The organism is Faecalibacterium sp. An77, assembly GCF_002161315.1.
In the GTDB taxonomy this organism is placed as follows: domain Bacteria; phylum Bacillota; class Clostridia; order Oscillospirales; family Ruminococcaceae; genus Faecalibacterium.
Genome location: NZ_NFHK01000018.1, coordinates 25471 through 49515, shown reverse-complemented (window position 1 = coordinate 49515; position 24045 = coordinate 25471). Strand labels below are relative to the sequence as shown.

General features: G+C 62.7%; 20 protein-coding genes. 8 read left to right on the top strand and 12 right to left on the bottom strand.

What is annotated here, in order from left to right:
- Positions 1-170: 170 nt before the first annotated feature.
- Positions 171-1388 carry an ATP-binding protein gene (locus B5G28_RS07860; RefSeq protein WP_087247588.1) on the bottom strand — a complete coding sequence of 406 codons (1218 nt, stop codon included), beginning with the start codon at positions 1386-1388 and terminating at the stop codon, positions 171-173.
- 628 nt (positions 1389-2016) lie between these two features.
- Here B5G28_RS07860 and ilvB point away from each other — a divergent pair.
- The 4 genes from ilvB to ilvD all read left to right on the top strand — a co-directional run bounded on the left by ilvB (position 2017) and on the right by ilvD (position 7106).
- Positions 2017-3681 carry a biosynthetic-type acetolactate synthase large subunit gene (gene ilvB / locus B5G28_RS07855; protein ID WP_087247586.1) on the top strand — a complete coding sequence of 555 codons (1665 nt, stop codon included), beginning with the start codon at positions 2017-2019 and terminating at the stop codon, positions 3679-3681.
- 13 nt (positions 3682-3694) lie between these two features.
- Positions 3695-4264, top strand: coding sequence for an acetolactate synthase small subunit (gene ilvN / locus B5G28_RS07850; RefSeq protein ID WP_087247583.1), 570 nt, complete (start codon positions 3695-3697; stop codon positions 4262-4264).
- An 89-nt stretch (positions 4265-4353) separates the two neighbouring features.
- Complete coding sequence (gene ilvC / locus B5G28_RS07845; protein ID WP_087247581.1) at positions 4354-5373, top strand: ketol-acid reductoisomerase; 1020 nt, start codon at positions 4354-4356, stop codon at positions 5371-5373.
- Positions 5374-5447: 74 nt separating this feature from the next.
- Positions 5448-7106 (top strand): dihydroxy-acid dehydratase, encoded by a 1659-nt coding sequence (gene ilvD / locus B5G28_RS07840; RefSeq protein ID WP_087247579.1) that lies wholly within the window; start codon positions 5448-5450, stop codon positions 7104-7106.
- 491 nt (positions 7107-7597) lie between these two features.
- Here ilvD and B5G28_RS07835 read toward each other — a convergent pair whose 3' ends face one another.
- From B5G28_RS07835 to B5G28_RS07800, 8 genes are all read right to left on the bottom strand, one after another.
- A complete protein-coding gene (locus B5G28_RS07835) occupies positions 7598-8455 on the bottom strand; it encodes a DMT family transporter (RefSeq protein WP_087247577.1) in 858 nt (285 codons plus the stop codon).
- A 62-nt stretch (positions 8456-8517) separates the two neighbouring features.
- Positions 8518-9336: an alpha/beta hydrolase gene (locus tag B5G28_RS07830; RefSeq protein WP_087247575.1), complete on the bottom strand. Its 819-nt coding sequence runs from the start codon at positions 9334-9336 to the stop codon at positions 8518-8520.
- A gap of 414 nt (positions 9337-9750) precedes the next feature.
- Entirely contained in the window at positions 9751-10509 is a 759-nt protein-coding gene (locus tag B5G28_RS07825; RefSeq protein WP_087247573.1) for a MerR family transcriptional regulator, read from the bottom strand.
- A 171-nt stretch (positions 10510-10680) separates the two neighbouring features.
- Complete coding sequence (locus tag B5G28_RS07820; RefSeq protein ID WP_087247571.1) at positions 10681-12516, bottom strand: amylosucrase; 1836 nt, start codon at positions 12514-12516, stop codon at positions 10681-10683.
- The gene (locus B5G28_RS07815; RefSeq protein WP_087247569.1) at positions 12513-14714 is read right to left on the bottom strand and encodes an alpha-galactosidase; all 2202 of its coding nucleotides are present in this window, start codon (positions 14712-14714) and stop codon (positions 12513-12515) included. The genes B5G28_RS07820 and B5G28_RS07815 overlap by 4 nt, the downstream gene beginning before the upstream one ends.
- Positions 14715-14886: 172 nt before the next feature.
- Positions 14887-15735: a carbohydrate ABC transporter permease gene (locus B5G28_RS07810; RefSeq protein ID WP_087247567.1), complete on the bottom strand. Its 849-nt coding sequence runs from the start codon at positions 15733-15735 to the stop codon at positions 14887-14889.
- 3 nt (positions 15736-15738) lie between these two features.
- A complete protein-coding gene (locus tag B5G28_RS07805) occupies positions 15739-16623 on the bottom strand; it encodes a sugar ABC transporter permease (protein ID WP_087247565.1) in 885 nt (294 codons plus the stop codon).
- A 12-nt stretch (positions 16624-16635) separates the two neighbouring features.
- On the bottom strand, positions 16636-17913 hold the full coding sequence (locus tag B5G28_RS07800) for a sugar ABC transporter substrate-binding protein (RefSeq protein ID WP_087247563.1): 1278 nt from the start codon (positions 17911-17913) through the stop codon (positions 16636-16638).
- A gap of 299 nt (positions 17914-18212) precedes the next feature.
- Here B5G28_RS07800 and B5G28_RS07795 point away from each other — a divergent pair, with 299 nt between their 5' ends.
- Positions 18213-19088 (top strand): AraC family transcriptional regulator, encoded by an 876-nt coding sequence (locus B5G28_RS07795; protein WP_343215547.1) that lies wholly within the window; start codon positions 18213-18215, stop codon positions 19086-19088.
- Between the two features lie 107 nt (positions 19089-19195).
- Here B5G28_RS07795 and B5G28_RS07790 read toward each other — a convergent pair whose 3' ends face one another.
- The 3 genes from B5G28_RS07790 to aroF all read right to left on the bottom strand — a co-directional run bounded on the left by B5G28_RS07790 (position 19196) and on the right by aroF (position 22308).
- A complete protein-coding gene (locus tag B5G28_RS07790) occupies positions 19196-20299 on the bottom strand; it encodes an FAD:protein FMN transferase (protein ID WP_242967522.1) in 1104 nt (367 codons plus the stop codon).
- Entirely contained in the window at positions 20296-20700 is a 405-nt protein-coding gene (locus B5G28_RS07785) for a DUF3783 domain-containing protein (protein WP_087247559.1), read from the bottom strand. Before B5G28_RS07785 ends, B5G28_RS07790 begins: the two co-directional genes overlap by 4 nt.
- A 594-nt stretch (positions 20701-21294) precedes the next feature.
- On the bottom strand, positions 21295-22308 hold the full coding sequence (aroF, locus tag B5G28_RS07780) for a 3-deoxy-7-phosphoheptulonate synthase (protein ID WP_087247557.1): 1014 nt from the start codon (positions 22306-22308) through the stop codon (positions 21295-21297).
- A 223-nt stretch (positions 22309-22531) separates the two neighbouring features.
- On the opposite strand from aroF, the gene ybaK reads away from it, so the two are divergent.
- The 3 genes from ybaK (at position 22532) to purE (ending at position 24025) form a co-directional block, all read left to right on the top strand.
- On the top strand, positions 22532-23026 hold the full coding sequence (gene ybaK / locus B5G28_RS07775) for a Cys-tRNA(Pro) deacylase (protein WP_087247555.1): 495 nt from the start codon (positions 22532-22534) through the stop codon (positions 23024-23026).
- Between the two features lie 268 nt (positions 23027-23294).
- Positions 23295-23438 carry a hypothetical protein gene (locus B5G28_RS14685; protein WP_158098879.1) on the top strand — a complete coding sequence of 48 codons (144 nt, stop codon included), beginning with the start codon at positions 23295-23297 and terminating at the stop codon, positions 23436-23438.
- 86 nt (positions 23439-23524) lie between these two features.
- Positions 23525-24025 carry a 5-(carboxyamino)imidazole ribonucleotide mutase gene (gene purE / locus B5G28_RS07765; RefSeq protein ID WP_087247551.1) on the top strand — a complete coding sequence of 167 codons (501 nt, stop codon included), beginning with the start codon at positions 23525-23527 and terminating at the stop codon, positions 24023-24025.
- The last annotated feature ends 20 nt before the right edge of the window (positions 24026-24045 follow it).

Sequence of the window (24045 nt, the reverse complement as noted above, 5' to 3'; positions counted from 1 at the left end):
TACTACCAGTTGCTTAAATTCCGGCGTGTAGCGTTTGTTCGGTATTCCTTTTGGCATAATAAAACACCCCACTTGTTATCCAGTATACCATACTGTCTAACAAATGGGGTGCAGTTCACAAACCGGAGAGCGCGCGGATTTTTGTTTTATATGGATTGGAAGCGGGCGGCTCAGACCACCCCGGCGCGGCACTGTTCGATGAACTGCTTGGCGGCCCGGGGGCTGCGGCCGCCGGCCCGGATGGCGAAGGCCTCGCCCATGGTGACCAGCTGCTGTTCCGGGATGGTCAGCTGATACTGACGGGCCAGTTCCAGCAGAATCTGGCTGTAGAGGGCCTTGTCGGGCCGCTGGAAGGTGACCACCAGACCAAACCGGGCCGACAGGCTCATCATTTCCTGGCGGGTGTCGGCCTCGTGGATGTCGTCGCCGGTGCGGTCGGTCATGGTTTCCTTCACCAGATGGCGGCGGTTGGAGGTGGCGTACACCGCAATGTTGGCGGCCCGGCCTCCGGCGCTGCCCTCCAGAATGGCCTTGAGGGCGGCGAAATTGTCGTCGTTGGAGGCAAAGCTCAGGTCGTCGATGAACAGGATGAACTTGAGCGGGTTGGCCGCCAGCTGGTCCATCAGGTCGGGCAGCAGGTAGAGCTGGTTTTTCTTCACCTCCACCAGACGCAGCCCCTCGGGGGCGTACTCGTTGACGATGGCTTTCACCGCGCTGGACTTGCCGGTGCCGGCGTCGCCGTACAGAAGGACGTTGTTGGCCGGCAGGCCCGCCAGCAGGGCTTTGGTGTTGGCCAGGATCTTTTCCCGCTCCCGCTCGTAGCCGGGCAGGTCGGCCAGCCGCTGGGGATCGGGATGCCGCACCGGGGTCAGCCTGCCCTCCTCATTCAATGTAAAGACGTGGTGGCGGGCAAACATGCCGTATCCCAGCCGGCCCATCTCGGACAGACGGGCCTCGTAGCTGGCCGCCAGGCCGGTGGGATGGGCGGTCCACCGGGGCAGGAAGGCCAGTTCCTCCCGCTGGGCCGGGGTCAGGCCGGCGGCCAGCAGCAGCTGGTCCAGGCCCAGCCCCGACAGCTCCTCCAGAAAGTGCAGCTCGCTGTCCAGGGCCTTTTCCAGGGCCGGGGACAAAGCGCCCCGGGCCGCCCGGCGGGCGCAGATGTTTTCGCATTCCAGCACCGCCGCCGTCAGGTACTCGCTGAAATCGTCGGTGTCGGCCCCGAACAGCAGCGCCTCAAACTGCCCCGCCGCCTGGCACACCGCACCGCGGCCCGCCCCGTCGGCCAGGGCCTGGACAAAATGCGCGTAGGCCGCAATCACAGGGTCTTCCAGCAGCCCGCGAAAGACCGCCAACCCTCCCAGCCGCGCGCTGAGATCCTGTATTTTCATTGGAATATCCCCCTCGCATCAAACAGTGGAAATGGTATATATACCTTTTAAGTATAGTGCAGGGCAGGGGAAAAGTCCAGCCCGGCGGCCGGAGGCCACAGAGACGTGAAAAACCGGTTTTTCGGCCCGGGGACTGGGTTTTGGAGCGGTGCGGGGGAATTTAGCACAGTGAATTATTTTCATGTGAAAGACGAATCGCGTTGCAAAATATATTGATTGACAAGACGCCCTTTTTCTAGTATAGTAAGTTTCAACACAAACAACAAAAATGCGTGGATGGGAACAAGTAACCCGCGGGAGATTTGCTGTTCAGAGAGCCGCCGGACGGTGCAAGGCGGCCGGTGGCCCGCGCGCCAAGTCCTCCCGGAGCAGCCTGCTGAGCGGCCCGTCGCGGGTCCCGTAAGCAGTGCCGGGTGCACCCGTTATCGTGCAGGGCCTTATCGGAACCAGAGGGGAAGTGAGGCCCGTGAGAGGGCGCGGCCAACGCCGTGTCAACGAGAGTGGTACCGCAGAGAACTTACGTATTAAGGTCTTTGTCTCTTGGGCAACAGGGGACGAGGGCTTTTTTATTTATTGCGGCCGGCCCCTGGACGTTGGCTTTGGTTAGGAGTAAAGAGGAGGGAAAAACATGCTGCTCAACGGTTCTCAAATTTTCGTCGAGGTCCTCTGCGAGCAGGGCGTCGATACCATTTTCGGCTACCCTGGGGGCGCAGTGCTGAACCTGTACGACGAACTGTATAAAAATGCAGACCGGATCACCCATGTGCTGACCGCCCACGAGCAGGGCGCGTCCCATGCGGCGGACGGCTACGCCCGGGCCACCGGGCGCACCGGCGTGGTGCTGGCCACCAGCGGTCCGGGCGCCACCAACCTGGTCACCGGCATCGCCACCGCCTATATGGACAGTATCCCCATGGTGGCCTTCACCGGCAACGTCTCCACCGACCTGCTGGGCCGCGACAGCTTCCAGGAGGCCTACATCGAGGGCATCACCATGCCCATCACCAAGCACAACTTCACCGTCCGCCGGGTGGAGGACCTGGCCGACACCATGCGGGCGGCCTTCCGCATCGCCCAGAGCGGCCGCAAGGGCCCCGTCCTGGTGGATATCCCCAAGGACGTCACCGCCAACAAGTGCGAGTTCACCCCCAAGCAGTCCGAGCCCATCCGCACCGTCACCACCTTTGATGAAAAGGAAGTGTCCTGGGCGGCGGACCTGATCAATGGCGCCGAGCGGCCCCTGGTCTACTTCGGCGGCGGCGTCCGCAGCGCGGCCAGCTGCCAGCCCCTGCGGGACCTGATCCATAAGGCCGGCATCCCCGCCACCTACACCCTGATGGGCGCCGGCGTGGTGCCCTACGGCGATCCTCTGAGCCTGGGCATGATCGGCATGCACGGCTGCTACACCGCCAACCGGGCGGTCAGCGAGGCGGACGTGGTGGTGGCCATCGGCACCCGCTTTTCCGACCGGGTGGCCCTCAAGCCCAGCACCTTCGCCAAGAAGGCCACCATCATCCAGATCGACATCGACCCCAGCGAGGTCAACAAGAACGTGCAGGTGGACCTGTCGGTGGTGGGCGACGCAGCCTATATCCTGCAGGCCATGCTCCCCAAGATCAAGGAGGCCCAGCACCCCGAGTGGATGGCCCAGATCCATGACTGGCAGGCCCACGACTACCACCCGGTGTCCGACCCCAGCCGCCTGATGCCCCATCAGGTCATCGGCGAGATCTGCAGCCAGTGCGGCCCCGAGGCCGTCTACGTCACCGACGTGGGCCAGCATCAGATGTGGGCCGCCCAGTACCTGCGCCACACCAAGAGCCGCGGCTTCATCACCAGCGGCGGCCTGGGCACCATGGGCTTCGGCTACGGCGCCGCCATCGGCGCCCAGATGGCTCTGGGCCGGGACCAGCGGGTGGTGATGCTCACCGGCGACGGCTCCTTCCATATGAACCTCAACGAGGCCTGCACCGCCGTCAGCTACAACCTGCCCATCATCACCGTCATCTTCAACAACCAGGTTCTGGGCATGGTCCGCCAGTGGCAGACCGCCTTCTACGGCAAGCGCTACTCCCAGACCGACCCCCACCGCCACACCAATTTCGTCAAGCTGGCCGAGGGCTTCGGCCTCAAGGGCTACCACTGCGAAAACCTGGCCCAGTTCCAGGCCGCATTCGCCGAGGCCCTCAAGAACGACGGCCCCACCTGGATCGAATGCATGATCGGCAAGGACGAAAAGGTGCTGCCCATGATTCCGGGCGGCGGCGACATCCGGGATATTATGATGGAATAAAGGAGGGACCAGCATGGAACATACGGAACAGCGCAAGGTGGTCAGCCTGCTGGTGGATAACCAGACCGGCGTTCTGGCACGGGTGTCCAGCCTGTTCACCCGCCGCGGCTTCAATATCGAGAGCCTGACCGTCTCGGCCACCAACGACCCCACCATCAGCCGCATCACCGTCACGGTGTACGGCGATGAAAACCGCCTCAATCAGCTTTTGCTCCAGACCGAGCGTCTGGAGGTAACCCGCCAGGTGTTTGTGCTGGACGACCGCAAGGCCCTCCAGCGGGAGCTGCTGCTGCTGAAGGTGGCGGCCACCGTGGTCAACCGGGCCGAGCTGCGGGAGATCGCCAGCATTTACAAGGCGAAAATCATCGACCTGTCCCCCGACAGCATGGTCTTTGAGCTGACCGGCAAGCCCGACAAGGTGGACGCCTTCCTGCGGATGTTCGAGGGCTACACCATTCTGGAGCAGTGCCGTACCGGCGTGACGGCCATGGAGCGGGGCGGGATGCACCAGCGGATGCAGAAGCCGCCCCAGGAAATCCGGGCGGTCCAGTTCCCGCTGCCGGGCCAGAGCTGCCCCAAATAACATTGGTTTTTCGCTCCTCGAGAGGGGGACGGAGAGAAATAGATCTTCTGGCATTCTGAAACGAGAAACAGTAAAAGGAGACAACGATTATGGCAATCAAGAAGTATTACGACAGCGACTGCAACCTGGGTGTTCTGGACGGCAAGACCGTTGCCATCATCGGCTTCGGCAGCCAGGGCCATGCACATTCCGAGAACCTGGCCGAGAGCGGCGTGAACGTGGTGGTGGGCCTGCGCAAGGGCTCGAGCCACTGGGCCAAGGCATCTGAGTTTGCCGCCAACCACCCCAATTTCCAGGTGATGGAGGTTGAGGACGCCGCCAAGGCCGGCGACGTGGTCATGATGCTGGTGCCCGACGAGCTGTGCGCCGACATTTACTATAAGCAGGTGGCTCCCTACATGACCGAGGGCAAGGCCCTGGCCTTTGCCCACGGCTTCAACATCCACTTCAAGACCATCACTCCTCCCAAGAACGTGGACGTCATCATGATCGCCCCCAAGGGCCCCGGCCACATTGTCCGCCGCCTGTACACCGAGGGCGAGGGCTGCCCCTCTCTGATCTGCGTGGAGCAGGACTACACCGGCAAGGCCAAGGAGATCGCCCTGGCTTATGCTTCCGGCATCGGCGCAGGCCGCGCCGGCATCCTGGAGACCACCTTCCGTGAGGAGACCGAGACCGACCTGTTCGGTGAGCAGGCTGTCCTGTGCGGCGGCGTCTGCGAGCTGATCCACGCCGGTTTCGACACCCTGGTGGAGGCCGGCTACGCCCCCGAGATGGCTTACTTTGAGACCTGCCACGAGATGAAGCTGATCGTCGACCTGATCAACGAGGGCGGCTTCTCCAAGATGCGCTACTCCATCTCCAACACCGCCGAGTACGGCGACTACCGCACCGGCAAGCGCCTCATCACCGAGGAGACCCGCAAGGAGATGAAGAAGGTCCTGACCGAGATCCAGGACGGCACCTTTGCTTCCGAGTTCCTCACCGAGATGAGCGACAAGGGCGGCCGCAAGGTCCACTTCCTGGCCCAGCGCCGCATGGAGGCCGAGCACCCCATCGAGAAGGTTGGCTCTGAGCTGCGCAGCATGATGAGCTGGCTGAAGAAGTAAGAGACTGTTTCTTTCCGGCCCCGGTGGCGACGCCGGGACCGGTTTTTTGATTTGGCAGAAGGGAGATACACCCCATGAGAAGCGATAATGTGAAGAAGGGTTCGGAGCGGGCGCCCAACCGCAGCCTGTTTTATGCCCTGGGCTATACCCCCGAAGAGCTGGACCGCCCCCTGATCGGCGTGGTGTCGGCCTACAGCGAGATTGTGCCGGGCCACATGAACCTGGACAAGATCGCGGATGCGGTCAAGGCCGGCGTCCAGATGGCCGGCGGCACCCCCATCCTGATGCCGGCCATCGGCGTGTGCGACGGCATCGCCATGGGCCACGTGGGCATGAAGTACAGCCTGCCCAGCCGTGAGCTGATCTGCGACAGCGTCGAGACCATGTGCCAGGCCCACCAGCTGGACGGCCTGGTGCTGGTGCCCAACTGCGACAAGATCGTTCCCGGCATGGTGATGGCTGCCGTCCGCCTGGACGTGCCGGCGGTGGTCTGCTCGGGCGGCCCCATGCTGGCGGGCAGCTACGGCGGCGAGGAGGTCAGCCTGTCCAAGATGTTCGAGGCGGTGGGCGCCTATAAGGCGGGCATGATCTCGGACGACCAGCTGGAGGACTGCACCTGCAACTGCTGCCCCAGCTGCGGCAGCTGCTCGGGCATGTATACCGCCAACAGCATGAACTGCCTGTGTGAGGCGGTGGGCATCGCCCTGCCCGGCAACGGCACCATCCCGGCGGTGTACTCCAAGCGCCTGCAGCTGGCCAAGCACGCCGGCATGGCGGTGATGGAGCTGGTGCGCAAGAACATTACCGCCCGCCAGATCATCAACGAGCGGTCCCTGCGCAACGCCCTGACCTGCGATATGGCTCTGGGCTGCTCCACCAATACGGTGCTGCACCTGCTGGCCATCGCCCACGAGGCAGGGGTGCCCATCGACCTGAAGATGTTCAATGAGATTTCGGCCCGCACCCCCAACCTGTGCCACCTGGCCCCCGCCGGCCCCACCCATATGCCCGACCTGTACGCCGCCGGCGGCATCCCGGCGGTGCAGGCGGAGCTGGCCAAGAAGGGCCTGCTGGACCTGGATGTCCCCACCGTCACCGGCAAGACCCTGGGCGAGAACATCCAGGGCGCCCGCATCCTGAACGAGAACGCCATCCGGCCCATCACCAATCCCTACAGTGAGACCGGCGGCCTGCAGATCCTGTGGGGCAACATTGCCCCCGACGGCTGCGTGGTCAAGCGCAGCGCCGTGGCCCCCGAGATGCAGCAGCACAGCGGCCCGGCCCGGGTCTTTAACAGCGAGGAGGAGGCCATCACCGCCATCTACGGCGGCAAGATCGTTCCCGGCGACGTGGTGGTCATCCGGTACGAAGGCCCCCGCGGCGGCCCCGGCATGCGTGAGATGCTGAATCCCACCTCGGCCCTGGCCGGCATGAAGCTGGACACCACCGTGGCCCTCATCACCGACGGCCGGTTCTCGGGCGCATCCCGCGGCGCGGCCATCGGCCACGTCAGCCCCGAGGCCGCTTCGGGCGGCCCCATCGGCCTGATTGAGGAAGGGGATACCATCACCATCGACATCCCCAACGCCAGCATCAACCTGGAAGTGTCGGAGGAGGAGCTGGCCGCCCGCCGTGCCCGCTATGTGGCCCCCGAACCCAACATCCGCACCGGCTGGCTGAGCCGCTATGCCCGGATGGTCACCAGCGCCAACCTGGGCGCGGTGCTGAAGTAAGCGCTGCTTCTTTGTATCTGTCCAGACCGTACGCACATGTCGTCCGGTCTGGACATTTTTTATAAGAAAAGACCCCGGTTCCTGATGGAAACGGGGTCTTTTTGCGGTTTCTAGGTTAGTGGAGTGGCCGCAAGCCCCCATTGGGGGCGGCGGCGCAGCCGCGGGGGATTTTATTGGAGCGGCGGGCAAAAGCCGTTAAGAAAAACACCCGTGCCGCCATTTGAGGCCCTGTAAGTTTTTACGGGCCAGGCATGACAGTGTTTTTTAGGCTTTTGAACGCCGCGACTTCCTCTTTTGGGTCCAGGGCAGCTTTGGCCTGGCGCGTCCAGTGGACGAAACAGTCGGGCCAAAGCTGGCGCAGCGCTCCGGTTTTTGCAAGCGCCCTCCGCGGCGCGCCGCAAAAATCGGCTAAGCGCAAGAGGCGCGAACGGCGACTGCATCCAGCGGAGCGGATCAAGGTGAAAAATTGGAAGTTCCTATAGGTTAAAGACTCAGGCTGTCTTTTGGCTTTGGGCGGTCTTGTCCTGCATGCCTTTCAGGACGTTGTAGCCCACCACGCCGCAGATGACCACCGCCGCGCCGATGAAGGCGAACCGGCCGATGGTCTCGCCGTAAAACAGCGCCACCAGCAGGGGATTGAGCACCGGCTCAATGCCGGACACCAGGCTGGCGGTGACGGCGGGGGTGGTGCGCAGGCCGATGGTCAGCAGGATGTAGGCCACCGCCACCTGAAAGACGCCCAGAATCACCAGGCTGAACAGGGCGGTGGGGGCCAGGGGCTGTTCCTGCAGCAGGAAGGGCAGGCCGGTCACCGCCGACAGCACGTCGCCCCAGAAGACCGCCGAGATGGCGTCGCTGTCGGGGAAATCGTTCAGCAGGAAGACGCCGCCGTAGGCCGCGCCGGACAGGATGGCCAGCACATTGCCCAGGGCGCCGCCGGCCTCCAGGCTGTCCACAAAGAAGAACAGCACCCCGCCGAACACCACCACGCAGGCGGAGATATCCAGTTTCTGGGGCCGGCGCTTCCAGAACAGGGCCGAAAAGACAATGACAAAGATGGGGGCGGTGAACTGGAGGACGATGGTGTTGGCGGCGGTGGTCAGCTTGTTGGCCACGGAATAGAGGGCGTTGGTGCCGAAGATGCACAGCGAGCCCAGGAAGATCCACCGGTTGAACCGGGGTTTGTGGCGGATGATGGCCAGATAGATGCCGATGACCACCAGGGCGATGAGGGTGCGTGCGCCGTTGATGGACATGCCGTTCCAGGGGATGACCTTGATGCACAGACCGCCGATGCTGTACAGCAGCGCCGCCAGAAAGACGCATAAGGTGCCGGTGTGTTTGTTCATGGGATGATGCCTCCGTTTCTCCGTCCCAAAAAGGTGATTTCGTGTTGCAGCAGGGCCCGGCGTCACAGCAGCGGGGAGAGCTTGCGGACAAAGAGGTCGATCTGCCGGTTGACAAAGACCGGGTTGTCGGTGTTGGAGTTGTGGCCGGCGGCGGGCACCCAGACCAGCGGCAGGCCCTCGCCCTGGGCCCAGGCCCGGTTATAGCGCTGGGTGGAGGCGGCGTGGTCCCGGATGCCGCACAGCAGCAGGGCGGGACAGTCGATCCGGTAGGGGAGGTTGGCGGCCATGGCGTCGGCCAGAATGCGGAAGCCGTGCCCGGACAGGGCGGCGTATTCCGCATGGCCGTAGCAGTCCATCATCTGGCGCATCAGGGCCTGGCCGTAGGGGGTCTCGGCGCAGCCGATGGGACCGGCGCTCCGCAGCAGGTCCCAGGGGATGGCCTGGTATACCGGTTCGCAGTGGCGCAGCATCCAGATTTCGGCGCTGGTGGTGTAGGGCCGCTTGAGGGGGGCTGAATCAATGGAGATGAAGCCGGCGGCCTCGTCGGGATAGGTCTGGAGCAAGCTCTGGGCCACATATCCGCCCATGGACTGGCCGATCAGGCAGAAGGTGTCCACCTGTTCCTGCTGGAGGATTTCGTGGAGCCAGTCGGCCATATCCCGCAGGGTGAAGTCCAGATGGAAAGGCCGGGATGCCCCGTGGCCGGGCGCGTCCCAGACCAGCAGGCGATACCGGCCCTCAAAGGATTCGATTTGTTTTTGGAACAGACGGTGGTCGGCGGTGAGGCCGGGCAAAAAGACCAAAGTCATAGCCTCCGGCGCGCTGAAATCGGTCCAGTAATGAATATCCCCGCTGAGGGTAGAGAAGATGTGCTCCTGCATGAAGCTGCCTCCTGGAATGTTTTTGACCGATTATATCAGGTTTTGCATCCGGCTTCAATCCAAACCTGCCTACTTTTTCGAGAAAAAGTAGGCAAAAAGCTTTTCACTGGGTACCATACACTTTCCGGGTCTCCGGCCGTTCCGCGGAACATGTACGCTCCGGCTCGCTCCCGGCGTTTGCGCCTGCGGCGCGGTACGATGCAAGGTTTTGCGTGGCCTGGCTTTTCGTCACGTCCGGACAGCTCCCTATATTTGCCCTGCGATAAACACCACGGCCATGTTCGGCGCAGAGAATTCGGGCAGCGGCGGCCCGGAGCTGTACCTCGGTTTTGCGCGCCCCCGCCTTGATGCACCGAACATGCAGGGCACCGCAGGAGTGCGGTGCTCCGGCCTCTTTATCAGCTGTTGGCCCTCTTACTCCGCCCAGCGGGCCACGGCCTCGGACAAAAACCGGGCGCAGCCGGGGAGATTGCGGTCGTAGTAGGCGGTGAAGCGGGGGTCCGCCACATAGAGGGCGGCGATGCCCCGGTGCTGGGCCGCGTCGCAGGCGGGAATGGTAAAGGTCAGCCACCGGCGGTGGAGCCGGGTCAGGGCCTGGCCTTCCGGCCCGTCGGGGGAGGCCCCGGACCGGACGGCGTCTTCCAGCCGGGCGAGGATTTCCTGGTCCAGGCTGGTCCATTCCTGATAGGCTGCAGGAGTCATCCCCCGGATGGCCTTGTGGGCGGCGTCCACTGGGCCGGACCCGTAGCGGCGGCGTGCCTCCGGGCCGTAGTCGGCCTCGTTGCGCCGGATGGTTTCCTCTTTGAAGGCTTCAAATTTCTCGTGGTCGTTCATGATCTCGTTCCTTTCCTGGGCGTCGATGGTCCGCTGGACCGAATCAATCAGCCGGTCCAGCTGGCGGCGCCGGGTTTCCAGGGCGGCCAGATGGCTTTTCAGGGCCGCCCGGCGGTCAAAGGAGGGGTCGTCCAGATACGCCTTGATCCGGGCCAGCTCCACCCCGAGGGCCCGGTAATAGAGAATATCCTGCAGCCGGTCCACTTGGGCCGGACCGTAGCAGCGGTAGCCGTTGGCCGCGATGCGGCTGGGCTTCAGCAGGCCGATCTGGTCGTACCAGCGCAGGGTGCGGGTGGTCACCCCCGACAGGCGCGACAGTTCCTGAATGGTGTATTCCATGGTGTGGTTCCCTCCTTGAGGCCAGTATAGCCGTTGACGCCGCGTCAATGTCAAGCCCCCCGCGGAAAAAAGCCCGGCTGTGCCCCGGACAACAAAAACCGCCGGCCCCGGCGGGGGGCTGGCGGTGTATGGGGGAAACGCTGCCTGTGCAGAAAGCTGAAATTGCGTGTGTCAGCCCTGCTGCTGCAGCCAGAAGAAGCCGTAGGGCGGCAGGGTCACCGAGCCGGAGAAGGTCTTTTTCTTGCGTCCGGCGGCGGTCATGTCGCGGTAGGTGCCGGCGGGCAGGGCCACCTCGTGGGTGTCGCCGCCGAAGTTGAACAGGCCCACCAGGGTCTGGTCCCCGCCGGTGCGCACCAGGCCCAGGACGGCCACGTCCCCGGTGTCCAGGGTGCGGACCTGAGCCGACGCCTCAAAGGCGGGGTTGGTGCGGCGGAGGGTTTCCAGCTGATGGAGGCCCTGGAAGATCCGGCCGGCCGGTGCGGTCTTGTCGGTGCGCTGGGCTGCCCGGGTCCAGGGCAGGGCGCCGCGATGGACGTAGCGGCTGTCGGCGGCCTTGGCGGGGTCGTCCTTGTAGGTGTAGTCGTTCAGCTGGCCGATCTCGTCGCCGCTGTACAGCATGGGAATGCCCGACTGGAACAGCATCATGGCGTGGAGGGTCAGGTCAAAGCCGATGGCGGTGTCCACCTGGGCGGGAGTCTGGGCCGACTCCAGGCCGCACATGCTGGCGGTGGTGCCGCAGAACCGGGCGTCGCCGGTGGTGGGGTCGTCGTTGTACAGCTCGCCCCGGCTGACGCTGCCCTCGGTGCGGCCCTGGAAGAAGTCATTCAGGTACTTCTTGTGGGGCACCTCGTCCATGCCCCAGGTCTTGAGGGTGTCGTAGTCCAGGCCCCAGCCGATGTCGTCGTGGCACCGCAGATAGTTCAGGAACACATATTCCTTGGGCAGGGTGCTGACGCTGTCCAGCTGCTTGCGCAGCAGGCGGGTGTCGCGGGTGGCCACCGTATGCCAGGTGGTGCACATGGTGGTGACGTTGTACAGCAGATGGCATTCGGGCTTGTCCACCGTGCCGAAGTAGGGAACCACCTTCACCGGCTCCATCACCACTTCACCCAGCAGGATGACGCTGGGGCAGACGATTTCGCCGATCATCCGCATCATCCGGACGATGGTGTGGACCCGGGGCAGGTTGCGGCAGCTGGTGCCCAGCTCCTTCCAGATGTAGGGCACCGCGTCGATCCGGATGATGTCCATGCCCTGGTTGGCCAGGAACAGGAAATTGTACATCATCTCGTTGAACACCCGGGGATTGCGGTAGTTCAGGTCCCACTGGTAGGGATAGAAGGTGGTCATCACATAGCGGCCGTCCTCCAGGCGGGTGAAGTTGCCGGGGGCGGTGGTGGGGAACACCTGGGGCACCGTCTTTTCGTACTCGGCGGGGATTTCGGGGTTGTCAAAGAAGAAATACCGGCTCATGTACTCGCCGTCCCCCGCCAGGGCCCGCTGGGCCCACTCGTGGTCGCAGCTGGTGTGGTTCATGACAAAGTCCATGCAGACGTTGATCCCCTTGTCATGGCAGGCGGCGGTGAGGGCTTCCAGGTCCTCCATGGTGCCCAGGTCGGGCCGCACCGTGCGGAAGTCCGCCACGGCGTAGCCGCCGTCGTCCCGGCCCTTCACCGTGTTCAGGAAGGGCATCAGGTGCAGGCAGTTGACCCCGGCCTCCTGCAGGTAGTCCAGCTTGCCGCGGACGCCGTTCAGGTTGCCGGCGAAGTTGTCGATGTAGAGCATCATGCCCAGCAGGTCACGGTGCTTGTACCACTCGGGCTCGGCCTCACGGGCGGCGTCCCGGGCCTTGAGAGCGGCGCTGCGCATCTCGGCAAAGCGGTACATCTGGTTGCACAGCTCGGCGAACATGGAGCCATTGTCGTACAGCTCCATGTACAGCCACCGCAGTTCGTCGTGGTGGCGGGCCAAACGGGCCCGAAAGAGTGCGTTTTCCTGTTCGGTCATACGGCATCGATCCTTTCAATCATGATCTGGACGGCGGGGTAGTCTCCCTGCATGATGGGCAGTGTCAGCCCGGCATGGCACAGGGCGGCGCCGGTGTAGGTGTGGTCGGTGAGGGTCTCATGGTAGAGGGCGCTGGGGTCCAGGCCCTTGAGGCGGACATGGATGGGCCAGGGGTTGGCCTGGGGGTCGATGACCACCACGCTGACCATGGCGCGGCTCTGGTCCTGGGCGGTGAACTGCCAGGCGGTGAAGCAGGTGTCGGTCATGGCGTCGGTCAGGCGGTCATAGCGGCCGTTCAGCACCAGGGGCTGGATCTCCTTGCACTGCTGGATGTGGCAGCGGACCTCGTCCTTTTCGTCCTCGGTCAGGCGCTGCAGGTCCAGCTCGTAGCCGAAGGTGCCGGCCATGGCCACGGTGGACCGGGTAGACAGCAGGGTGCTGCGTCCGGTCTGGTGGTTGGGGGAAGCCGAAACATGGCTGCCCATGGCGGCGGGAGGATAGCCGAAGGAGGTGCCGTACTGGATCTTGATGCGGTGGATGGGGTCGGTGTCGTCGCTGCACCAGATCTGGGGGCAGTAGGCCAGTATGCCGGCGTCAAACCGTCCGCCGCCGCCGGCGCAGCCCTCAAACAGAACTTCGGGGAAGTCCCGGGTCAGGCGGCCCAGCAGGTCGTACAGGCCCAGCATATAGCGGTGGGCGGCCTCGCCCTGGCGCTCGGTGGGCAGCAGCCGGCTGAACACATCGGTCATGTTGCGGTTCATGTCCCACTTGATGTAGGAGATGTCGTGGTCGGCCAGCAGCTGATGGAACAGCCCGTACAGGTAGTCCACCACGTCGGGACGGCCCATGTCCAGCACCAGCTGGCTGCGGCCGGTGGTGGGGGCCCGGCCGGGAATGGTCAGTGCCCATTCGGGGTGGGCCTTGTACAGTTCGGCGTTGGGGCTGACCATTTCAGGTTCGATCCACAGGCCGAACAGCAGGCCCATCTCCCGGATCTTGCCGATCAGCTCGTTGAAGGTGCAGCCCAGCTTTTTCTCGTTGAACTGCCAGTCGCCCAGGCCGCTGCGGTCGTCCACCCGGCTGCCGAACCATCCGTCGTCCAGCACCAGCATCTCCACGCCCAGCTCCTTGGCCTGGCGGGCGATGTCCCAGATGCGCTGGGCGTCAAAGTCCATGTAGGTGGCTTCCCAGTTGTTGATGAGGATGGGGCGGGGGTGGTCCCGCCAGACGCTGCGGATGATGTTGTGCTGGAGGAAGTGGTGATACTGCCAGGACAGCTGGCTCAGACCCTTTGCGCTGTAGCTGAACAGCACTTCCGGCGTCACGAACTGCTCGCCCGGGGCCAGGGTCCAGCGGAAGTCGTCGTCGCTGATGCCTGCCACCAGACGGGTGGAGTGCATCTGGCTGACCTCGCACTCGATCTTGAAGTTGCCCGAGTAGACCAGCATGGCCCCCAGACATTCGCCGGCGTCCTCGGTGGTGTGGGGAGCGGCCAGAATGGCGAAGGGATTGTGCTGGTGGCTGCTGGCGCCGCGGGCCGACCGCAGGGTCTGGATGGCGTGGGCCAGCGGGGTGCGCTCAGGCTGACGCTCCATGCAGTGGCGCCCGTGGAAGTGGATCAGCTCCCACTCGCCGAAGGGCAGGTCCAGGCAGGCCGAAGCGGCCTTGTCCAGCTGGATGGCGGCGGAGCCGCCGTTTTCCACCAGGGCGGCCCGGGTGATGACGTCGGCGTCGTGGTAGACGCCGTACAGCAGCACCACCGTCAGGCCGGTCACCGGGTCCTTCAGGGTGAGGCGGAGGGTCTCGCACTCGCCGCCGTTGTCAAAGGCGGCGGGCAGGCCGGGCAGCTCGTACTTGCCGGGCAGGATCTCCGCCCCGGCAAACCGCAGGTCGGCGGCACGGCTGCCGTCGGCGGCGGTGAGGCGCAGGCAGCCGATGCGGTAGTCGCCCACCCCGCTGCCGGTGTATTCCTGGCAGAGGGTGTCCAGGGAGTAGTCGCGCTGGGCGTCCAGCCCGGCGGGCTGGGGCGAAAAACCGCAGTCGGAGCGGAACTCCAGACCGCGCAGGTCGGCCTCGCCGATGGAGGGACCGTAGTACAGATGATGCACAATGCCCAGCTCATCGGCCCACAGCTGATAGCTGGTATGGGCGGTGTGGAGGGTGATCAGGCCGGTTTCGGGGTCTTTGCGGATACTCATAGACAGTATCCTCCTTCTTTCAGCATTATAACCTGAAAATGGCGCCCAGCCAATCTGGGGGCCGGGCACCATTGCGGCAAATGGGGTGGCAGGCCGCCGCCTGCGCCCGCGGGGGGCAGGGCAGGCGGGCCGGACGCTGCCGGTCAAACAGTGCAGAGGGTGACGCGTCGGCTTACTTGCCGCCGGTCATGGCAATGCCCTGGATGAACTGCTTCTGGAACAGCAGGTAGATGATGACCATGGGAACCATAGCCAGCAGGCTGCCTGCCATCAGGACGGGGAAGTTGGTGGTGAACTGGCCGTTCAGGGTGGACAGGCCGGCGGACAGGGTCATCATGTTCAGGTCGGTGTTGCAGATCAGAGGCCACATCAGGTCGGAGTAAGCAAACACCGCGGTGAAGATGGCCAGAGCGGCCATGCTGGGCCCGGTCAGGGGCAGCATGACTTTGTAGAAAGCCTGCCACTTGTTGCAGCCGTCCAGATAGGCGGCCTCAGCGATGTCGTTGGGGATGGCAAGATACGCCTGCCGCAGGAAGAAGGTGCCGAAGGCGGAGACCAGGCCCGGGAACACCAGGGCGAAGATGGAGTTGGTCATGCCCACCTTGGCCAGCATCAGGTACTGGGGAGTGATGAAGATCTGGCTGGGCAGCATCATCTGAACCAGGATGATGGCGAACAGGGCGTTCTTGAAGGGGAAGTGGAGCTTGGCGAAAGCGTAGCCGGCCATCGAGCTGAAGATCACAGCGCACACCACGCGGAAGAAGATCAGCAGGGCGGTGTTGATGTACAGGTTGACGAAGGGCAGGCTTTCGAGGGCGGTGACGAAGTTGTCAAAGTTCCACTGGGAGGGCAGGATCTGGGGCGGAATGGCCATGCTCTCGGCCTGGGTCTTGAAGCAGGTCAGGACCATCCACACAAAGGGGAAGATCATGAGGATGCTGCCCAGGATCAGGACTGCATAAGTGAGAGCCTTGGTAACCCGCTTGGAGTTTTTCATGCTTTTGGTTGCAGTAGTATCCATCTTTTACACCTCGTAATTGACCCACTTCTTCTGGCCGATGAACTGGATGAGGGTCACGGCACCGATCAGCAGGACGGTCCAGACGACGATGGCGGAGGCATAGCCCTTGTCACCGGCGATGAAGCTCTCGCGGTAGAACAGGGACATAAGGCTCTGTGCATCGTTCAGGGCGGGGTTGGCGTCGTCCACCATCATGTAGATCAGATCAAAGACCTTCAGGGAGGACATCAGACGCATAATCAGCACGACGAACAACGTGGGGGAGACCATGGGCAGGGTGATGCTGAAGAACTGGCGCACCTTGGAAGCGCCGTCCAGATCCGCTGCCTCGTACAGGCTGACCGAGATGTTCTGCAGGCCAGCCAGCAGCAGGACCGCGTCGTAGCCGATGTTGCTCCAGATCTGGACGATGGAGCAGGTAATCAGCACGATGTGGGAATCCGTCAGCCAGCCGATGTCAAGGCCCAGCAGTGTATTAATAATACCATACTGTGAGTTAAAAATCCACTTCCAAACCATGGCCACGGCGGCGGGAGCGACGACCATGGGCAGGAAGAAGATGGCGCGGAAGGTGGTGCGGCCGCGGATCTTGCTGTTCAGCAGGACGGCCACGATCAGGGACAGGAAGATGCCCACGGGCACCGTCATAATGCAGAAGAAGATGGTGTTGCCGGTGGCCTTCCAGAACTCGGCGTTCTGGAACATCTCGATGTAGTTGTCGATGCCCTCAAACTCGAACTCGCCGAAGGGCAGGGACTTGGAAAAGCTCATGTAAATGGTCTCGATGAAGGGCCAGATGTTCAGCACGATCAGACCGATGATGGTGGGGGCCACCATGATCAGACCCCAGACGGCTCCGTCGCGGCCCAGTTTGGACGTTTTTTCCATGATGTGCCTCCTTTATTCTTCGTAGTACTCGGCGCTGGCCTGGTCCACAATCTGCTGCATCTGGTTCAGGCCGTCGTCCAGGGAGAGGGCGCCGGTGTAGATCTTCAGCAGGGTGTCGCTGACCGGGGTTTTCCACTCGGGACGGGCGGCGTTGTTGACACTCTGGACGCAGTAGTCGAACATATCAATGAAGCAGGTGATGTTGATGGGGTACTGGTCGAAGCAGCTGACCCAGCTGTCCTCCATGCCGATGTAGGCCGGGATGGCGGCGCCGCTCTCGCCCTGGATGCGCTGGCCCTCGGCGCTGCCGAAGAACTTGAGCACGTCCATGACCACATCCAGATGCTTGTTGGTCTTGGTGGTGGCGTAGGACAGGCCGTTGGAAATGGTGGCCCGGCCATCGCCGCTCATGGGGTTGGGGCACTTGGGCAGGACGGCCACGTCCCACTTGCCCACCATGTCGGGATAGTTCTGCAGCTCAGGCAGGATGTTCCAGTCGCCCTCCAGGAACATGGCGCCCTTCTCGGAGAAGAAGGCGGTGCCGGGGGCGGTCTCGGCGAAGTAGGTCTGGGTGGGGCACCAGTCGTACTTCTGCAGGCCGATGTAGAAATCCATGGCCATCTTGGTGGCGGGATCGGTGAAGTTGGCGCGGGTCTTGTCCTCGGTCAGGATGCTGCCGCCGGCCTGATAGACGAAGTTCCAGTAACCCAGCTGGTCGTCGCCGTAGGCCATGTAGCCGTAGTAGCCGGTGGCGTCGTAGATCTTCTGGGAAGCTTCCACCAGGGTGTCCCAGGTCCAGGTCTCGTCGGGGTAGCTGACGCCGGCGGCGTCAAACATTTCTTTGTTGTAGACCAGGCCCACCGAGTCCTTGTCCTTGGGGACGGCGTACAGCTTGCCGTCCGAGCCGCTGGCGTTGGCCAGCGAAATGTCGGAAAAGTGCTCGGTCTCGACGATGGCCGAGCAGTCGGGCAGCTTGCCGTTGTCGGCGTACTTGAGGATCTCGTTGGTGTGCATCCAGAAAATGTCGGGGGCCTGTTTGGCCATGGTGGCCGCTTCCAGTTTGGTCCAGTACTCGTCCCAGCTGGTGACCTGCACCTCGATGACGACGTCGGGGTGCTGTTCCGTGTAGGCGTCGCACATGGCCTGCATACCGTCGCGCTGGGCAACGTCCCAGATCTGGAACGTCAGATGGGTCTTGCCATCGCTCGCACCGCCGCAGCCGGTGGTCAGGCTTGCTGCCGCCAGCGCGGCTGTAGCCGCAAGGAACGAACGGCGAGAAATCTTCTTCATAAGCCATCTCCTTTGATTTGCTTGGGTAAGGGGTTGAAGGATGGGAATGCGCTTGTCCGGACAGCTGGTCAGACAGGACTGTTCCTATTTCGTCATTGTGATGAAAATATGAACAGAAAATTATGCGTTGTGCACGTTGCATAATTTTTACTCCACTCTTGTGGAAATATTATACATTGTATGGAGAGGATTTTGAATGCCACAATGCAGTTTTTTATATTCCATTTTCTAGGAAATATAGCTTTTTAGTTGAAATGGGGACGCATTATGGTATATAATAAACCCGGGAGGTGTTTGTCGTGGATCAAGAGATGAAAGACCCCGAAAAACTGAAGTTTCATGTATTCAAGGACGAGCGTTTCATTGATCTGAACCTGTATCAGTTCGGCTGGGAGCGCACCAGTCCCACCCATTCCTATGGGCCCTACGCCCGCAACCATTACCTGTTTCACTACGCCATTGCGGGCCGGGGGGTGCTGCTGGCCAACGGCAACGAATACGAAATCCCGGCGGGACACGGCTTTTTGATTGTGCCGGGCCATATCACCACCTACCGTTCCGACCCGGAGGACCCCTGGGAATACACCTGGCTGGAATTTGACGGCCTGCGCGCCCACGAGAGCCTCCATCTGGCGGGAATCAGCGGCAGCCAGCCGGTCTATACCCCCCGCACCGCCGAGGCGGGCCGCCAGGTGCAGGAGCAGATGCTGTACATCGTCAACCACGCCGACGCCAGCCCGGTGCACCTGATCGCCCACGGCTTTTTGTTTCTGGACAGCCTGGTCCAGTGCTCGGCGGGCCGCCGGTGCGGCGGCGAGCGCCGGGTCCGGGACTTTTACGTCAAGGAGGCCCTGACCTTCATCGAGCAGAACTATCAGCGTGACATCTCGGTGGAGGAAATCGCGGCGGTCAGCGGCCTCAACCGCAGCTATTTCGGCAAAGTGTTCCGGGACGCCGTGGGCGAAAGCCCCCAGGCCTACCTGCTCCACTACCGGATGGCCCGGGCCGCCCAGCTGCTGAAGGAGACCCGCCTGTCCATCGGGGAAATTGCGGCCCAGGTCAGCTACGACAACCAGCTGCATTTTTCCCGCGCCTTTAAGAATGTACACGGCATCTCCCCCCGGGAGTACCGTTCCACCCACCTGCTGGAGCCGCCCCAGAAGCTCCAGCCCTGACGGTTTGCCTGTTGGTATAAAGTGTATTGCGCCGCGCGCATAAAAATGCCCGCCCCTGCCGGGAGCTGACGCTCCGGAAGGGCGGGCTTTTTGATTTTGGCGGGGGATTATTCCTCCAGCGGGCTCTCGTAGGCGGCGAAGCCGCTGGACTTGTAGATCTGGCCGTCCTTGGTGCACCAGAGGGCCTCGACGCCGTCCAGGCTTTCGATGAGCTCCATGCCTTCCTCCAGCGGCATGCAGAAGATGCCGGTGGACAGGCAGTCGGCCAGGCCCGAGTCGGGGCAGAGGATGGTGACCGCCGTGAAGTAATCGGCGGGCCAAAGGGTGTCGGGGTCGATGATGTGATGATACCGCACCCCGTCCACCGTGTAGTAGCGCTGGTAGTCGCCGCTGGTGACCAGGGCCATGTCGTTGGACTGGACCACCGCAATCAGGGAGGAGGAGCTGTCGTACAGCATGGAGTCATCCCAGGGGCTGACCACGCCGCTCTCCCAGGACTGGCCCTTGGGCTTGGAGCCGATGGAACGCAGGTTTCCGCCCACGCTCACCGAGGCGCTGACCAGGCCCCGGGCCTGGGCGGCCTGACAGACCTGCTCCACGGCATAGCCCTTGCCCACGCTGCCCACGTCCAGCCGCATCTCGGGGTCGGCCAGATAGACGGTGCCGGCCTCGTGGTCGATGATGATGTCGTTGATGTCGCAGTGCTGGGCGGCGGCTTCCAGTTCCTCCTGGGTGGGCAGGGCGTTGTCGGCGTCCGAGGGGTCGGCCTCGGCGGCCTCGCGGTAGTCGTGCCAGATGGCCAGCACGCTGCCCATGGCCACGTTCAGCTGGCCGTTGGTGGTGTCGTACAGCTCCAGGGCCTCGTCCAGCATGTCGATGATTTTCTGATCCACCTTCACCGGGGCCACGCCGGCGTTGTCGTTGATGGTCTTGATGTTGTTGACGCCCTCGTAATCATTATAAATGTCATAGAGCTGGTGATACTCCACCAGATCGGCGTGGAGGGCCTCCATCTGCTTGTTAAATTCGGCCTGGCTGTCGCAGTAGGCGATGACCTGGGTCATGGTGTCAAAGACATCAAAATAGTAGGCGTTGAACCGCTGGGCGTTGTCGCTGACGGTGGTCTTGGGGCTGCGGCTGCAGCCCGCCAGCATGGCCATCGTCAGGGCCAGACAGGCCCCCAGGGCAAAAAGGCGCTGGATGGTTTTCACAGGGCGGTTACCTGTCCTTTCTCGGCCAGCATCTGGGCCAGCAGGTCCCCAAAGACCCACTGCCGGGTGGCCGGCGTCACGGTGGCCCGCAGGGGAATCTGGGCCTTGGCCTGGTCCAGCAGGTCAAACAGGGTGGCGGCGTCCCGCGGGCGGAAGTTGGCCAGCACGATGGCCGGCGGACAGGCTCCCGGCTCCAGAGCCAGGGTGCGGCCGGCGTTCACCGGCACCTCTCCCAGCAGCTGGGCCACCGTCTGGCCGGCCTGGGCCGGGGCGACCACCTGTACCTTCATCCCGAAGGCGTCGGCCATCCCGTCCAGGATGCCCCGGTCCCCGGGGGCCAGATTCCAGGCCAGGACCATGGGAACCCCGGCGTTCTGGTTGCGGGCAATATGAGCTTTCATAGGGTGTACCTCTTTCCGATGATGAATCGTTCAGAGTATACCACAAACCCCGCCGAAAGAAAACACCGCCGCATCAAAAAAGCCCCGGGCGGACCCGGGGCACAGGGGAGGATTGCAGGAAGAATATAAACATGTGCGGACCAAACCCGCCGGCAGGACTTCGTGAAGCAGACAGCGGTCAGCGGTACCGTGTGAAAAACAGGCTGCACAAAGCCTTGGACTCACAGGGCCGCAGGCCGGGAGCCTCATAAAGCGGCTGAAAGTCTGCCGCCGGCAGGGCCTTGTGAAGCCCACAGCAGTCAGCGGTACCAGGTAAAGCTTTTTGCCAAGCTTTTTCACGAAAAAGCGGGCCGCAGGCCGGGAACCTTATAAAGCGGCTGAAAGCTTGCCGCCGGCAGGACTTCGTGAAGCCCACAGCAGTCAGCGGTACCAGGTAAAGCTTTTTGCCAAGCTTTTTCACGAAAAAGCGGGCCGCAGGCCGGGAACCTTATAAAGCGGCTGAAAGCTTGCCGCCGGCAGGGCCTTGTGAAGCCCACAGCAGTCAACGGTCCCGTGTGAAAAGCTTTTTGCCTACTTTTTCTCCGAAAAAGTAGGTTAGTTCCAGGTTTTGCCGAAGAAGGTGACTTCTTCCTTTAAGAAGGCGGTCAGCTCATCGAACTGGTCGGGGGTCAGGCTCTGGGCTCCGTCGCACTTGGCCTTGGCCGGGTCGTTGTGCACCTCGATCATCAGTCCGTCGGCCCCCGCCGCCACCGCCGCTTTGGCCAGCTGGGGCACCATCCAGGCCTGGCCGCAGGCATGGCTGGGGTCCACCACCACCGGCAGATGGGTCATCTTGTGCAGCATCACCACCGCCGCCAGGTCCAGCGTGTTGCGCATGCTGGTCTCAAAGGTCCGGACGCCCCGCTCGCAGAGGATCACATTTTCGTTGCCCTCGGCCATGATGTATTCGGCGCTCATCACCAGCTCTTCCAGGGTGTTGGCCAGACCCCGCTTGAGCAGCACCGGCTTGTTCTGGCGTCCTACCGCCTTCAGCAGCTCGAAATTCTGCATGTTCCGGGCCCCGATCTGGATCAGGTCCACGTTTTCAAACAGGGGCAGGTGCTCGGTGTTCATGATTTCGGTGACAATGGGGCTGCCGGTGGCCCGGCGGGCCAGCTTGAGCAGGTCCAGACCCTCGCTGCGCATCCCCTGGAACGAGTAGGGAGACGTGCGGGGCTTGAATGCCCCGCCCCGCAGCAGGCTGGCTCCCGCCGCCTTTACCCGCTGGGCACAGTAGGTGATCTGCTCCTCGCTCTCGATGCTGCAGGGACCCGCAATCATGGCAAAGTTCCCGCCGCCGATCTTGACCCCTTCAATGTCCACCACCGTGTCGTCGGGATGAAACTTCCGGTTGGCCTTCTTGTAGGGCTCCGACACCCGGCGCACTGTCTCCACGACGGGGTTAGCCAACACCCAGCTCTCGGCTATGGCCTTGGTGTCGCCGATCAGGCCCAGAATGTGGGTGTCGCGGCCCTTCGAGTCGTTGATCTCGAAGCCCATGGTGGTCAGTTCGTGGCAGAATTCACGGACCTGCGCCTCCGGCGCGTCCTGCTTGAGAATGATAATCATAGGTTCCCTCTCCTTTGCTTGGCCGTGTGTGAAATGTGCTTGATTCAGTACAGTGAATTGTTGAGGATACTATAGCACTTCATGACAGTGAAGTCAAGAGGGAAAACGGAAAAATTTTCCCCCGGTTGGCCCGCGCCGGGTGTTCTTTATAAGAAAAGTGTGGTAAAATAAAATCAGCCGGCGAAGTCCGGCGCAAAAACCAGATAGAGGGAAGTATCAAACAATGGCAAAGGAAGCCAAAACCAACGCCATGCGGATGCTGGAAAAGGCCAAGGTGGCCTATACCGCCCACGAGTACCCCCACGAAGAAGGGGTGGCTGTGGACGGGGCGACGGTAGCCCGCAGCATGGGGCAAGACCCGGCCTGTGTGTTCAAGACCCTGGTGACCCAGGGCGCCAGCCGGAATTATTTCGTGTTCGTCATCCCGGTGGAGGCCGAGCTGGACCTGAAGGCCGCGGCCCGCAGCGTGGGGGAGAAGAGCGTGGCCATGATCCACGTGGCCGACATCAACAAGGTCACCGGCTACATCCGGGGCGGATGCAGCCCGGTGGGGATGAAAAAACAATACGTCACGGTGTTTGACGACAGCGTCCTGACCCAGGAGAAAGTGTATGTGTCGGCGGGACGGATCGGCCTGCAGATTTGCTGCGCCCCGGCCGATCTGATCCGGGCGGCCCAGGCCAAAACCGCTGCCATCACCCACCGTGCGGCGGAATAAATGCGGTTTTATTTGACGGCAGTTTGTTTAAAAAAAGAAAGCCCGCACCCCGCCCGACCCTTTGTAAAAAAGAAGTCGTACTATTGTAAGTTTACGTGGGGAAATTGCACAAAACTTTCCGAATGTGCTCCGAACAGGTAAAACACAAGGGAGAATTTGTGTAAAATCCCTTTGCAAAGGCGTCGGTTTGCCGTACACTGTAGATGAGAAGGGGCGCCGCCCGGCGCTCCCGACAGCAAAAAAACAGGCGTCCCGCGGGGCGCCGGGGATGGACGGTGCAATGGGCTTGCAGACAAAGAGCTTGGTTGAGCCGCAGGGCGCGCAGGCGCTGCTGTTCTGGCTCAAGGGATTCAGCCGGCGGACGCCGAATGCTCCCGCCGTGCTTTGCCGTACCGTCCTGGTTGCAGAATAAGGCCGTGGTGTAGCCGCATCACAGCCTTTTTTGTTTTGCTGGGGGCTTCGGCCCGTTTTTCAGGAAAAGGATGGAGGATAAAGAGTATGATTCGTAAAGTAGCCGTTATCATGGGTTCGGACAGTGACTGGCCGGTGGTCAAGGGTGCCTGCAGCCAGCTGAAGGCGCTGGGCATTCCCTTTGAGGCCCACATCCTGTCGGCCCACCGCACTCCGGCCGAGGCCGCAGCCTTTGCCCGGCAGGCGCGGGAGGCGGGCTTTGGTGTGATCCTCTGCGCAGCCGGCATGGCTGCCCACCTGGCCGGCGCCTTTGCCGCCAACACCACCCTGCCGGTCATCGGCATCCCCATGAAGGGCGGCGCCATGGACGGCCTGGACGCCCTGCTGGCCACCGTCCAGATGCCCAGCGGCATCCCTGTGGCCACGGTGGCCCTGAACGGCGCCAAGAACGCCGCCTGGCTGGCAGCCCAGATCCTGGCTCTGTCGGACGAGGGCCTGGCCGCACGGCTGGAGGAGGAGCGGGCCAAGATGGGCCGCGAGATCGCCGCCAAGGAAGAGAAGCTTCAGCAGGAGCTGGCCGCCCTGTAAGCGCCGCCCCCGACCGGAAT